General features: G+C 59.8%; 16 protein-coding genes, 1 tRNA gene and 1 pseudogene. 6 read left to right on the plus strand and 12 right to left on the minus strand.

What is annotated here, in order from left to right; translation table 11 throughout:
* The 5 genes from WBV42_RS15415 to WBV42_RS15435 form a co-directional block, all read right to left on the minus strand.
* Positions 1-737: Hpt domain-containing protein (locus WBV42_RS15415; RefSeq protein WP_423986805.1), on the minus strand; the 737-nt coding region annotated here is incomplete at its 3' end.
* Positions 738-743: 6 nt separating this feature from the next.
* Complete coding sequence (locus WBV42_RS15420) at positions 744-1,781, minus strand: protein-glutamate methylesterase/protein-glutamine glutaminase (protein ID WP_423986806.1); 1,038 nt, start codon at positions 1,779-1,781, stop codon at positions 744-746.
* Positions 1,778-2,140: a chemotaxis protein CheY gene (gene cheY, locus WBV42_RS15425; RefSeq protein WP_253234095.1), complete on the minus strand. Its 363-nt coding sequence runs from the start codon at positions 2,138-2,140 to the stop codon at positions 1,778-1,780. The genes WBV42_RS15420 and cheY overlap by 4 nt, the downstream gene beginning before the upstream one ends.
* Before the next feature lie 121 nt (positions 2,141-2,261).
* Positions 2,262-2,708 carry a chemotaxis protein CheW gene (locus WBV42_RS15430; RefSeq protein ID WP_423986807.1) on the minus strand — a complete coding sequence of 149 codons (447 nt, stop codon included), beginning with the start codon at positions 2,706-2,708 and terminating at the stop codon, positions 2,262-2,264.
* A gap of 68 nt (positions 2,709-2,776) precedes the next feature.
* Positions 2,777-3,472 (minus strand): DUF7500 family protein, encoded by a 696-nt coding sequence (locus tag WBV42_RS15435; protein ID WP_423986808.1) that lies wholly within the window; start codon positions 3,470-3,472, stop codon positions 2,777-2,779.
* A 149-nt stretch (positions 3,473-3,621) separates the two neighbouring features.
* Here WBV42_RS15435 and WBV42_RS15440 point away from each other — a divergent pair, with 149 nt between their 5' ends.
* From WBV42_RS15440 to WBV42_RS15455, 4 genes are all read left to right on the plus strand, one after another.
* Positions 3,622-3,843 carry a helix-turn-helix domain-containing protein gene (locus WBV42_RS15440; protein ID WP_423986809.1) on the plus strand — a complete coding sequence of 74 codons (222 nt, stop codon included), beginning with the start codon at positions 3,622-3,624 and terminating at the stop codon, positions 3,841-3,843.
* Positions 3,844-4,004: 161 nt separating this feature from the next.
* Positions 4,005-4,175: a hypothetical protein gene (locus tag WBV42_RS15445; RefSeq protein WP_253227354.1), complete on the plus strand. Its 171-nt coding sequence runs from the start codon at positions 4,005-4,007 to the stop codon at positions 4,173-4,175.
* 39 nt (positions 4,176-4,214) lie between these two features.
* Complete coding sequence (gene bcp / locus WBV42_RS15450; protein WP_423986810.1) at positions 4,215-4,664, plus strand: thioredoxin-dependent thiol peroxidase; 450 nt, start codon at positions 4,215-4,217, stop codon at positions 4,662-4,664.
* Positions 4,661-4,960 (plus strand): hypothetical protein, encoded by a 300-nt coding sequence (locus WBV42_RS15455; RefSeq protein ID WP_423986811.1) that lies wholly within the window; start codon positions 4,661-4,663, stop codon positions 4,958-4,960. Before bcp ends, WBV42_RS15455 begins: the two co-directional genes overlap by 4 nt.
* A 186-nt stretch (positions 4,961-5,146) precedes the next feature.
* Here the strand turns inward: WBV42_RS15455 and WBV42_RS15460 are convergent, their stop codons facing one another.
* The 7 genes from WBV42_RS15460 to WBV42_RS15490 all read right to left on the minus strand — a co-directional run bounded on the left by WBV42_RS15460 (position 5,147) and on the right by WBV42_RS15490 (position 10,264).
* Entirely contained in the window at positions 5,147-5,497 is a 351-nt protein-coding gene (locus tag WBV42_RS15460; RefSeq protein ID WP_423986812.1) for a YbjQ family protein, read from the minus strand.
* A 12-nt stretch (positions 5,498-5,509) separates the two neighbouring features.
* Complete coding sequence (locus tag WBV42_RS15465) at positions 5,510-6,043, minus strand: macro domain-containing protein (RefSeq protein ID WP_423986814.1); 534 nt, start codon at positions 6,041-6,043, stop codon at positions 5,510-5,512.
* Between the two features lie 36 nt (positions 6,044-6,079).
* On the minus strand, positions 6,080-6,469 hold the full coding sequence (locus tag WBV42_RS15470; protein ID WP_253234097.1) for a hypothetical protein: 390 nt from the start codon (positions 6,467-6,469) through the stop codon (positions 6,080-6,082).
* A gap of 236 nt (positions 6,470-6,705) precedes the next feature.
* Positions 6,706-8,196 (minus strand): D-alanyl-D-alanine carboxypeptidase/D-alanyl-D-alanine endopeptidase, encoded by a 1,491-nt coding sequence (gene dacB, locus WBV42_RS15475; protein WP_423986815.1) that lies wholly within the window; start codon positions 8,194-8,196, stop codon positions 6,706-6,708.
* A 300-nt stretch (positions 8,197-8,496) separates the two neighbouring features.
* Positions 8,497-8,570, minus strand: a tRNA-Thr gene (locus tag WBV42_RS15480).
* A 17-nt stretch (positions 8,571-8,587) separates the two neighbouring features.
* Positions 8,588-9,064 (minus strand): GNAT family N-acetyltransferase, encoded by a 477-nt coding sequence (locus tag WBV42_RS15485; RefSeq protein WP_423986816.1) that lies wholly within the window; start codon positions 9,062-9,064, stop codon positions 8,588-8,590.
* Positions 9,065-10,264, minus strand: a complete 1,200-nt coding sequence (locus WBV42_RS15490) for a phosphoglycerate kinase (protein WP_423986817.1) — start codon at positions 10,262-10,264, stop codon at positions 9,065-9,067.
* Positions 10,265-10,474: 210 nt separating this feature from the next.
* Between WBV42_RS15490 and WBV42_RS15495 the strand changes: the two genes are divergently transcribed.
* Complete coding sequence (locus WBV42_RS15495; protein WP_423986818.1) at positions 10,475-11,590, plus strand: branched-chain amino acid ABC transporter permease; 1,116 nt, start codon at positions 10,475-10,477, stop codon at positions 11,588-11,590.
* Positions 11,587-11,807, plus strand: a pseudogene (locus WBV42_RS15500) (branched-chain amino acid ABC transporter permease); the annotation flags it as partial. The gene WBV42_RS15495 and the pseudogene WBV42_RS15500, both read left to right, overlap by 4 nt.

Consider the following 11,807-nt stretch of genomic DNA (forward strand, 5'->3'; position numbering starts at 1 on the left):
GCGTGGGTCACGTCGGTGACCGTGGTGGATTCGACCTTCGACGCACCGTCGATGACCTCCGAGACGTGTTCTTCCTCGCCGTCCGTAACGAACAGGTCGAAGCCGTCGTCGTAGTCGCCTTCGTCGATGGCTTCGACGGACGGGACCGCACCGAGCAGATCGAGTTTTTCGGTCACCTCGCCGAGAACGAACATCGCATCGACGCCTTTCATCTGCGAGTCACCCATTTCCACTCGGGCGTGGAACACCGGGTCGACTCCGGCCAGCACCGACGGGTCGTCGAGTCGTTCGAGGATCGTTTCGGCACCGGTTTCTGCTGCCTCGTCGGTCGACTCAGGTTTTTCCTCGTCGGAGACGGTACTCGCCCCCGCCAACGTCGTGCGAATGTCCTGGATGGTCGCGCTCGGGTCGGTTTGCGATTCGCCGTGTGCCTCGATTTCGGCGAGAATGATTTCGATTTTGTCCACTCCGGCGAAGACGTGGTCCATGATTTCCGGCGTGACTCCCATCCTCCCCTGTCGAATTTCGTCCAACAGATCCTCGATGGCGTGAGCCAGATCGCTTCCACTCTGGAATCCCATCGCCGCGAAGTTTCCTTTCAGCGTGTGTGCCGTCCGGAAGATGGAATCCATCGCCTCCTCGTCGTTCGGGTCGTTCTCCAGTTCGAGCAGCGAGTTGTTCAGTTCCGTTATGTTCTCTTCGCTTTCACGAATGAAATCCTGTATGTATTCATCCATATCGAATCACGTCGGTTTGCGTACGGTCGAAAGTATTCCACGGGCGACTTCGTCGGCCGGAAGTACCGTATCGACACACCCGGTTTCGATCGCCCGTGCGGGGATGCCGAACACGGAACAGGTCGCTTCGTCCTGTGCGATGGTCCGGCCACCGGCCGTTTTGATGGCTTCCACGCCGACCGCACCGTCCGCACCCATGCCGGTGAGGACGACGGCGGTCAGCGGGTCGGTGATCGCCGCGGCGGCGGACTCCATCGTCACGTCGATCGCCGGACGGACGCCGTGTCGCACCTCGTCCTGCGTGAGTCGAACGCGGAGCCTCCCTTTCGCGTAGTTCGAGACTTCCATGTGGTAGTCCCCCCGCGCAACGAGTGCCTGTCCGGCGCCGATTCGGTCGCCGTCGGTCGCCTCCTTCACGTCGTACTCGGTTCGGTTGTCGAGTCGCTTTGCGAATCGGGTGGTAAAGCTGTCCGGCATGTGCTGGACGATGAGAATCCGGAGTTGTGCCGAGCGGGGAAGCCCGGCGAGAACGCTTTCGACGACGCGTGGACCTCCCGTCGATGCGCCGATGACGACCGTCGCGTTCTCGACGTAGGAATCGTCCAGATTCGTGGGGGACGCCATCGTGTTGTCCGGTACGCTGACGGAAACGTCCGCCTTAACGACGGACCGGACCTTCGCGACGAGGGCGTCTTTGTGTGCGGAGATTCCGGTGGACACTTCCCCACCTGGTTTCGCCAACATGTCGATCGCCCCTCGATCGAGGGCTTCGAACGTCGCTTCCGCCCCCTCCTCGGTATGTGCTGAAAGCATGAGAATCGGGGTCGGCGACCGTTCCATGATCTCCTCGACGGCCTCGATACCGTTCATCTTCGGCATCTCGACGTCCATCGTCACCACGTCGGGTTCGTGTTCGGCGACGACCGAGACGGCCTCCTCGCCGTTCGACGCCTGTGCGACGACGTCGATGCCATCCGATTCGAGAACGTCGGTGATAACCGTCCGCATGAAATTCGAGTCGTCGACGACGACCGCCCGCGTCATGCTGAGATTACGTCGTCGATGGCTTCCATCACACTGGGCTTCTGAAACGGCTTCGTGATGTAGCCATCCGCGCCCGCCTTGATCGCCCTCTTCATTTTCTCTTCCTGCCCGATACTCGTACACATGATGACGTTCGCGCCCGAATCGTACTGCTTGATTTCGGTCGTCGCCTCGATGCCGTCTCGAATCGGCATCACGATGTCCATCATCACGAAGTCCGGCTGTTTTTCCTTGTACAGTTCGACCGCTTCGACGCCGTTTTCGGCTTCGTCCGCGATCTCGAAATTCTCTTCCAGAATCTCACGTAGGAGGTTCCGCATGAATTCTGAGTCATCGACAATTAGTACGTCATTAACCATTCAAGTTCCACTATCGAGAGTTTTTGAAAGGGGGCAAAATAAATGCTCCCCTGTGATTATCACAGTTGGGGATTTCTTCAGAAAGTTAATTCAGACTGTTAATCATTTTGTCAATGTCCACCTATATCACGAGATCGAGCTCGTCATCGTCGCCGTTCGGCTTCTTGATGATACCACGTGAGATCTGATCACGGATTCCACGCGTGTCGAGGTTCTCCAATTCGTCGTTGTCTATCTGTTCCGGTTCGTGTGTGGTCACGTCGAGCACCTCGTCCACTCGAATCCCGATCTTCTGTTTGTCGTCTGGGCGGTCCAAGACGAGAACGTCGTCACCTCGCTCGCCGGTTTCGACGCTGAGAAACTCCTTCGGGTCGATGATGGCCGTCGTCTCGCCGCGGAGGTCCATGACGCCCTCAATGGAGTTCGGCGTTCGTGGAATCCGCGTTACCTTCTTCACTTCGACGATGCTGTCTACCTGTTCGATATCGATGGCGCAAACGTCCTCGCCGAGTCGAAATTCGACGACTTGGGTCTCCTCATCCGATGGTTCCTGTTCCTGAACGCTCATAGTCAGTTACTAGATACATCGAACGATAGAACATAAAACCTACTCCTCGCTATCACGGCGGAGAATGACTACTCGACGTCCGGTGGAAAGACGACGCCATTCGCGTCCTGGATCGCCCGAAAGAGGTCCGCGATACTGTCGTCCGGTGAGAGGTCGTGTGTATCGAGCAGACCACGAAGACAGCGTGGCGAGTAGCGAACCCGGATGTTCGACTCCATCAGGAGGATGCCGAGGACGTCCTCGACGGCCGTCCCCTTATCGACCTGCTGAGCGTACCACAGGAGGAGGCTGTCGAAGACGGTCCCCACGTCGTCCGAAAACATCTGTTGGTGGCTGATGGAATCTTCCGATTTCGCGCTGATGTGAAACCCGTATCGGGACGTCACGTCCGCCAAATCCGCTTCCAGCCATTGACGAACGTCGTGCGAGTCGATTTCCGAAGTCGTGGCCGGTGACGAGGGGTCCGTGTTCGTTGCCGTCGACCCATCCTCGACGTCCGATTCGGGTTCGATGGCGGGAGGGGTATCCGTGGAGGGAAATGATTCGGCCGACGGTGACGGATCGACTGCTGGAGTCGTATCGCCATTCGCGTTTCCGGTCGTCACTTCCGTCGGTTCGTCGGGGACTGATGGGCGTCCGGATGCACCGATGACGAACCGTCCATCGTCCAGCGTAACGACGTTCTCACTCTCCTCGATGTCGAGTTCCTCCGGCGAGATGACTTTCCTCGACTCGCGGTTGGATTCGTCTCGCGCTGGATTCATTGGTCAAGACTACCACCGCTCTTCACATAAAATCACCGGGAATTCCCGGCAGTGAGAACACATCTCTTCAAACGGACTCCTCCAACGGGTTTCGACAATCGTCGTGAGGTAATTTTATTATCGTCGAATGTTTCGAACCGGATACTACCATGAGCATCGAAACGACACCGCTCTCACCGTTGCCCGACGAACTCGACTCACCGCGTTCCAAACTCGTTTACCTCTCGCTTGCGACGACGGGTGGCGCGACCCTGGACGAACTACAGAACGGCCTCGACCTGCCGAAAATCACGCTGTACACTGTCATCCGATCGCTCCGCGAACGTGGCCTCGTGAACCAAGACGGCGAGTCGCTGACGCTCGCCGCTTGAGGGTCGTTCGAACGGTCTTCGCATCGACTCCCGACTGTCTTCAAACGACCTTCGAACCGACTTCGAACTGACTTCGAATCGCCGTCGTCCGGTTTTCCCGACTACTTTCACTTTCGCTCCGCTAGGCGGTCTTTCATTATCCGATCGGACATGGTGAGCATATGAACATCGAAGTCGAAACGGACGAGTCGGCGGTACGACCGTGGAATTCGGCGGACGTGTCCGGATTGTCCGCCAGCGAAGTCGAGGAGTACGTTCAAACTGCAACCGAGGACGGCGCGGTTCATTTCGAGCGAAAGGGCGGTCGAACGTTCGTCGTCATCGGCGAGTAGTTCCGCAACGCAGTTGCTCGTTCGCTTCGAAATCGACCCATGCTCGAATCCGGACAAACAGCACCATCGTTCGAACTGCCGAATCAGGACGGAGATCAGGTCTCACTTGCGGATTTCGATACCACCGTCGTCGTGTATTTTTACCCCCGCGCCGACACGCCGGGATGCACCACCGAGGCCTGTGGATTCCGCGATTCGTGGGAGGAGTTCGAAGCGCGCGACGTGCCGGTTCTCGGCATCAGCGACGACCCTGTCTCGGACCTCGCGAAGTTCCGGGAGAAGTACGACCTGCCGTTCGACCTCCTGAGCGACGAGTCCGGCGACGTCGCCTCGGCGTACGATTCGTACGGCGAGAAACAAATGTTCGGGAACACGTTCGACGGCGTCTTCCGCAACACGTTCGTCGTCGGTTCCGACGGCACCGTCGAGGCCGTTTTCGAGGACGTTTCGCCCGACGGACACGCCGACGAGATACTTGCTGCCCTATGACCTACGTTTCCCATCCCGTCCGTGGCATGCGCGACGACCCGTTCCCCGACGAATCGGCGACGCTCCTGCTTCGACTCGCCGAGGGAACCGATTCCGAGTCGGTCGCCGCTCGCGTCACGGACCTCGGTGGCGAGGTCGATGCGGAACTGGAATTCGAAACGCTTCGTGTCGTCGTTCCGGAACCGATCGTGGCGGACATCTGTGAACTCGACGGACTCGACGCGGTCGAAACGGACGCAACAATTCAAATCGGAGGAGGGGACGCCGGTGAAGACGTGGAGTTAAACGATTCCTAAGCGTCTGCATAGACGATCGCTGTTCGATGACCCTTGTCATCTTTCGGAGGGTTTTCTGGAAGCGTCTCGAAGTTCCCCTTCGCTTTCTTCGCTGTAAGGGCGAGCGCGACCCAGTATTCCGACGCCCAATCGACGCCGACGTCTGTCGTCGTACCTCGACAACCGAACCGGCCGTTACAACATTTGTCAGTCGAGCGAGACTGCGGTTCCGAACGCTTTGATGTTGATCATGCCGCCCTGTCCGCCGAGTGCTTCGTCAGTGACGTCGAGCGCGACGACCGCATCCGCAACGATCGATTTCGCTTCCTCGACCAACTCGTCGAGGGCGGTTTCCTGATTTGCTTCGAGCGTTTTCTCCCACGAACCGGAGCGCCCGCCGACGATGTCGCGGAGGCCACCCGCGATTTCCTTTCCGATGTTTCGCCCTGGCGTCACGTCCGCGACGACCACGCCGTGATGGGCCGTGATTTCACGTCCCGACACCTCGTGACTCGTCGTGAGCAATACCTTGTCGTCGCTATAACTGAACGCCGTCATCGACGGTGATTTTCAGCCGCTATTCATACGTTTTCTGCTATGTATCCGATGTGTCGGCCGCCACCTTTGGAGAGTTTCGTACTCCTCGTCGCTGTAGGCGATGAGACGAACGTCTTCGAGGGAGTTCGGGTCGAATCGCCGGATTTCCTCGCAGATGATCTCACCTCCCTCCTCCACGCTAAATCCCGCGATGCCACAGCCGAGGGCCGGAAGTACCATCGATTTGGCTTCCCGCTCGTCGGCTTCACGGAGCGCGTTCCGCGTCGCATCACGGATGCTCTCCCGGGTGGCCTCGCCGTCCCCATAGTGGGGCATGGCCGCGGCGTGAACGACGAACTCCGCGTCGAGTTCGTACGCGTCGGTGACAGCGACGGCACCGAGTTCGACCGGTCCTTTCCGCATCGCTTCGTCGTTTATCGGCCCGTCGGCACCGCGCCGGAGGGCCCCGGCGACGCCGCTCCCCATTCGAAGGTTGGTTCCGGCGGCGTTGACGAGTGCATCCGCTCGCTGTGCTGCGATGTCTCCTCGAACGACGGAGAACTCCATACCTCCGGTAGGACGGGGACGAACAAAATTATCGGGTCAGTCGTCCTGCTCTTCGAGATACGTCACTTCGACCATCAGGTCGGGATGGTCAGCGTTCGGGTAGCGAAACGACCACGCTCGGTCGAACTCGATACCTCGTCGGTAGCCCTTCAGCAGCAGATCACCGAGCACGTCGCGGAAATCCTTGAGCACGGCTTGCTCCGGTGGTTTCGTTGGCTCGGGTGGATTCATAATCTCCTCGGTTCCCCCCTTTTCTAGATGTGTGATTTCGGCCATCAGGTTGGGCGTCTCGTCGGGATATCGGAACGTCCACGCTCGGTCGAATCGGCGGTCGTTTTTGTACGCCGTACTGAGGACCATCTTGAGCGTGCTCCTGAACTCCTCGGGTTCGGCCATCCAGAGGGGGACGCTCTGGGTGCGGCTCATGAAAGGGAAGCAAGCGTGCTGCCAGTATAAAACCGTCCGATAATTATTCTGGTAGAAACAACGAGCAACAGTTCACAATGCGGAATCCGGCGTTAAGCGGTAGCTAATCCTGTCCACGTACATTCATATCACCGAAGCAGTCAGTCCGAAGCGGGATCCCCCTGTAAAACCGACTGCCTCGTTTCTCCGCCGTCCCGCTACCGTTCGAACCACGTGATACGATTGTGTCCGAGCGCTCAGGCGTCCACGAGCGCTCTCACCAGGTCGTCCTGATAGTCCCGAGCGTCGCCGAGTCCCACGGTCACGTTGGACATGAGAATCGAGAACAACACGTCGGGTTTGCCCGTTCGGCGAATAGCACCGGACAGCGACCGCGTCCCCCGAACCGTTCCGGTTTTCGCTTGGACGGGCACGTCCACGTCCCGTAACCGGTAGGCGAGCGTACCGTGTCCCGGCGTCGGGAGCGACCCGAACAGGGTTTCGGACCACGGTTTCCGGCCAATCCATTCGAGCATGGAAACCATGTCGGCGGCCGAGACCAGATCGAACTGCGAGAGCCCGGACCCGTCGCGGAAAACCGTCGCAGGCGCTCCCAAACTCTCGAAGTAGGCCTCGGTTAGGTCCGTCCACGCGTCGAACGACCCCTCTCCCGTCGCACGGCGTGCAGTCATCAGCGCCAGTTGATCGGCATCGACGTTGTTCGAGTACAGCAACATCGGCCCGATGGTTTCATGGAGTGGCTCCGACCGGATGCTCGTCCGGAACGCCGCCGTTCGGTCTTTCTCCTCCGTCTGCAAGGTCACGCCGCCTTTCACCGTCACACCTGCGTCTTCGAGGAACCCCGCGAACACGGCGGCGGCGTGTTCGTCGGGGCGCATCACGGGTGCCAAGTCGGTCTCCTCGTACCCCGGCGGGAGTTCGCCGATGGCGTAGATGGTCCCGTTCACCCGGTCAAGGTAGGTGTAGAAGTAGCCGTCCGACCCGGCGGGCGCTTCCGAGAGGTGGGACTCGACGGGGACGAACTCCGAATCCGGTTCGATCGAGAGGTCGATGCCATCGTCGGTTCGTTTGGCCGTGACGGCGACCTTGTTCCAGTACAGCGCGAGCGTCGAACTCGGCGCGCCGTAGGAGTACTGCGGGTCCTCCCACGTCCACCCCTCCGGATAGCCGGGACCGCGAACCGAAAAGACGGGGCCGTACCCGGACGTGTCGAACGCGGTGATGTCCGCGACGACGTCGCCGTGAACCGCCTCGATTCCCTCGTCGGCGACCTGCTCCGCCAACGCCCGGAGGTTGTCCTGCGACAGCACGTCCCCGTTCCCGCGAATCACGAGGTCCCCGTGGAACTGCGTCCCCGACTTCGAACCGTCGCCGACCACGCTCGTCTCGAACCGCTCGTCGGGTCCCAGATGTTCGAGCGCGAGCGCCGTGGTGAGCAGTTTCGTGTTCGACGCCGGTTTGACCACCTTGTCCGACTCGTGACTCGCCAGCACCTCGCCGTGCGGTCCGGCCTCCTTGGTGTACACCGAGACGATTCCGCCGGGAAACTTCTCCGACGCCTGTGCCAGCAGTTTTTCGACGGCCGAGTCGCCCGACTCGTCCGGCTCACCGTGCTCCCTCCGTGATTCCTTTGCGAGCGCACCCTCGCTGAACAGCGTTCCGGCACCGATCATTCCGGTCGTTCCGAGCATCGTTCTCCTGTTTATCTTCCAGCTTTTATCTTTCATCACGGCATTGTATTTTCACGAACTGATCAAGTACACATCCTCTTTCGTGCTAGGGTATCTCTCACAGAATAAAATCTCAGTTCGGACATCGTAATGAGATAACGACGGTTACTGACGTCGAGGAGAGTGGTAACGTATGATTTCCACTGGTGTTGCAAAATCGTCCCGTCGGATGTTGCAGCACCCAGTCGAGAACCCGACCTGATTCGTAGCCACGCAAGAATGGTACCACCGTGCAAAAACCAGGTTCTTTCGAACCGTCACACGGGCTTCTCTGTCCCCAAATCGAACCGCGAAGGAAGCCAAGGGTGGGATTTGAACCCACGTAGTCTCGATTACAAATCGAGTGCTTGAACCACCCAAGCTCCCTTGGCGCAACCCTCACTTCTCGCTACTCCTTTGAGTGGTTATCGTTTTCGTCCCATTTTTCCATCTCGATTCGATGCGGTTCGTACCCTCTGTTTTCGTACAGTCTGCGGGCGTTTTCGTTCCTCGCCATCACGTCGAGGGAGAACGCCTCGGCACCGCGCTCCGCGAGCATGGCTTCGGCCTCGTCCAGCAACGCGGATCCGACACCCTCGTTCCTGTGCGATGGTGCGACGTAGACGTTCTGGATGAGCCCACGGGTGGTCGTCTGCTGGTAGAGCCCTGTCTGTAGCTCGAACATGACGAACCCGACGATGCCCGAATCGCGAGCGACGAGCAAGCCATCTTCGATGATGTGCCGAGCGATCGAATCCCTAACTGCCCCCCGATTCTCGTCGGCGAGGATGTGGGAATCGTACGTGTGCTGGTCCTGCGCGAGTTCCACCCATCGCTCCACGACCGGGTTGATGTCGGCGCTCGTCGCCGCCTCGATGACCACCATCTATTGGGAGAGTGCCTGTAACGCCGGAAGGGGTTCGCCGGTGAGCATTCGGAGACACGCTCCGCCGCCGGTGCTGACGTGGTCGAACCCGTCGAGGTCGAACTTCCGAATCGCGGCGGCGGTGTCGCCACCGCCGACGATACTGAACTCGGCGTTCCCGGCCTCGATGTATAGCTCCCGGGTACCGTCCGCGAACGTCTCGTCCTCGAACACGCCCGCCGGTCCGTTGAGGATGACCGTCCCCGAGTCCTGGAGGATGTTCGAATAGGAGCATATCGTCTCCTCGCCGATGTCCATCGCGGCCTCGCCCTCCCTCGGCGGGAACTCCTCCCGGGTGAGTTCGACGCGTTCGCCGTCCCGTTCGACGGCGGCGTCCTCGGGGAGGTGAATCCTGTCGCCGTAGGTTTCGAGCAGATCGGTGGCGTCGTCGATGTAATCGATGTACCCCTGGTCGTGGATGAACTCCTTGCTGGCCTCGCCGAGGTCCGCGCCGTCCGCGAACAGGAAGACGTTCCCGACGACTCCGGCCGTCAGGATGTGATCCGCGAGGTCGCGTTCCAGTACGTTCCTGGCCACGGCGATGGAATCAGAGACCTTCGCGCCGCCGACCACGTACGTACGAGGGCGTGGCGTTCCTTCGATATCGCCGAGCACGTCCACTTCACGCTCCATAACTCGACCGGCGTATCCCGGTAACCGGGTCGGAAAGCCGACGAGCGAGGGCTGTGAGCGGTGTGCCGCCGCGAACGCGTCGTTGACGTAGGCGTCGAGTTCGGGGGAGAGTCGGTCGACGAGATGGGTTTCGGCGGCCTTCTCCGCCGGGAACTCCATGTACTCCTCGCTGTAAAAACGGGTGTTTTCGAGAACCACCGCTTCGCCCTCGCGGAGGTTCGACACGGCCCGGCGTGCCTCCGCGGAGAACGTCCCATCACAATAGGAAACCGGATAGGAGAGCAACTCGTCCAACCGCTCTGCGTGTGCCGAGAGACCCGCGAAATCGTCGCTCCCGGGTCTCCCCTGGTGGGCGAGAATGGCGACCTTCCCACCGCGCTCCAACAGTTCCGAGAGCGTATCGACGTGCGCCACGAGCCGCGCATCGTCGGCGAGGCTGCCGGATTCGGTCAACGGACTGTTGATGTCGATACGCACGCCGAGCGTTGTCCCTTGAACCGCGAGGTCATCAAGGGTCAGTATGGACATACGTGTGCCTGCAACACCGCTCGGCATATGTGTGTCGGTAGTTGAGCCTCGAAATAAACACGGTTTCGAGTAAATAGTCGGGTTATTTGCTTTCTACACATTCCTCTTCGGACCTTGTCAGTATGCCGCCGTTACCGGAATCCGATGGGAGGCTCTGTCGGAAAGGTTTAATAGCCTGACTGGAACCGGTTATCATGTGGAGAGTTATCAATGGACGATGCAACTGAAACCTATTCACGCGGACGCCGCCTCATCGTCGAACGACCACTGCTCGTGGTCGTCGGCTTATTCGCGGTGCTCCTCGTCTTCGATTTCATCCAACGCTTGGTAACCGGCAACCTACGCGTCTCCTACGTCGGGTCACTCATCTGGACTGGCCTCATGCGGGGACTCATAATTGGCCTCGCCGGAATCGGGCTTTCGATGACGTACAGTATTCTGAACTTCGCTAATTTCTCGCACGGGGACTACATCACGAGCGGCGCGTTCTCGGGATGGGCAGTCACGTACCTCATCGCGGGACTCGGAAGCAACAACATCGCGGGATTGTTGCTCGTCGGCGCGGGCGGAACCGTGTACGCGAGCAGTCTCGGTATCACGATTGCGACGACGCCGGTAGCCGTCATCCTCGGGATGCTGTTCGCCGGAGCGTTCACCGTCGTGTTGGCGCTTCTCATCGACCGAATCGTGTATCGGCCGATGCGTGATGCGGAGGGTATCTCCCTGCTCATCACGAGCATCGGTGTCGCGTTCGTGCTTCGCTACCTCGTCGTCTTCGTCTTCTCGGCCGAAAGCCGCGGAACGACGGCGATCCAGGACATCCCGTCGTGGAACCTCCTGCTGTGGGACGGGACGGTACGGGTCACGGCACACGACCTGACGATCCTCGTCTGTACAGTGGGATTGATGCTCGGCGTGCACGTGCTGCTCCAGCGGACGAAGCTCGGGAAGGCGATGCGCGCGATGGCCGACAACGAGGACCTCGCTCGCGTTACCGGGATTCCGACCGAACAGGTCATCCGCTGGACGTGGATAATCGGCGGTGCCCTGACCGGTATCTCGGGCTTCCTGCTGGTGCTGTGGCGCGGAACCATCATATTCAATTTCGGATGGCTCCTCCTGTTGCCCATCTTCGCCGCGGTCATCCTCGGCGGAATCGGGTCGATTTACGGCGCGATCCTCGGCGGACTGGTCATCGGCCTGACGTGGAACCTCGCCATCATCTGGATCCCCAGTGACTTCGGCCGTGCCGCCGCGTTCGGCATGATGATCCTCATCCTGCTGTTCAAGCCACAGGGACTGTTCGCAGGGAGGACGACGGCATGAGTTCGAGCGTCCGCGATTTCGAGATCAACGACACGATGCTCATCCTGGGCGCGCTGTTGGCCATCTACGTGCTGTACCTCGTGGGAGGTACACTGCTCGGCTACTCGCTTCGCGGCCAGTTGAACTCGCTGGCACGGCTCACTTTCCTCATCGGCGTGTACGGGATGTTGGCGCTCGCGTTGAACCTCCATTGGGGGTACACCGGGCTGTTCAACAT

The organism is Haladaptatus sp., assembly GCF_049589095.1.
In the GTDB taxonomy this organism is placed as follows: domain Archaea; phylum Halobacteriota; class Halobacteria; order Halobacteriales; family Haladaptataceae; genus Haladaptatus.

Coding starts and splice junctions, on each gene's coding strand:
- WBV42_RS15420 (WP_423986806.1), bottom strand. CDS start 1,781: ATGACGCGGGCGGTCGTCGTCGACGACTCGAATTTCATGCGGACGGTT.
- cheY (WP_253234095.1), bottom strand. CDS start 2,140: ATGGTTAATGACGTACTAATTGTCGATGACTCAGAATTCATGCGGAAC.
- WBV42_RS15430 (WP_423986807.1), bottom strand. CDS start 2,708: ATGAGCGTTCAGGAACAGGAACCATCGGATGAGGAGACCCAAGTCGTC.
- WBV42_RS15435 (WP_423986808.1), bottom strand. CDS start 3,472: ATGAATCCAGCGCGAGACGAATCCAACCGCGAGTCGAGGAAAGTCATC.
- WBV42_RS15440 (WP_423986809.1), top strand. CDS start 3,622: ATGAGCATCGAAACGACACCGCTCTCACCGTTGCCCGACGAACTCGAC.
- WBV42_RS15445 (WP_253227354.1), top strand. CDS start 4,005: ATGAACATCGAAGTCGAAACGGACGAGTCGGCGGTACGACCGTGGAAT.
- bcp (WP_423986810.1), top strand. CDS start 4,215: ATGCTCGAATCCGGACAAACAGCACCATCGTTCGAACTGCCGAATCAG.
- WBV42_RS15455 (WP_423986811.1), top strand. CDS start 4,661: ATGACCTACGTTTCCCATCCCGTCCGTGGCATGCGCGACGACCCGTTC.
- WBV42_RS15460 (WP_423986812.1), bottom strand. CDS start 5,497: ATGACGGCGTTCAGTTATAGCGACGACAAGGTATTGCTCACGACGAGT.
- WBV42_RS15465 (WP_423986814.1), bottom strand. CDS start 6,043: ATGGAGTTCTCCGTCGTTCGAGGAGACATCGCAGCACAGCGAGCGGAT.
- WBV42_RS15470 (WP_253234097.1), bottom strand. CDS start 6,469: ATGAGCCGCACCCAGAGCGTCCCCCTCTGGATGGCCGAACCCGAGGAG.
- dacB (WP_423986815.1), bottom strand. CDS start 8,196: ATGAAAGATAAAAGCTGGAAGATAAACAGGAGAACGATGCTCGGAACG.
- WBV42_RS15485 (WP_423986816.1), bottom strand. CDS start 9,064: ATGGTGGTCATCGAGGCGGCGACGAGCGCCGACATCAACCCGGTCGTG.
- WBV42_RS15490 (WP_423986817.1), bottom strand. CDS start 10,264: ATGTCCATACTGACCCTTGATGACCTCGCGGTTCAAGGGACAACGCTC.
- WBV42_RS15495 (WP_423986818.1), top strand. CDS start 10,475: ATGGACGATGCAACTGAAACCTATTCACGCGGACGCCGCCTCATCGTC.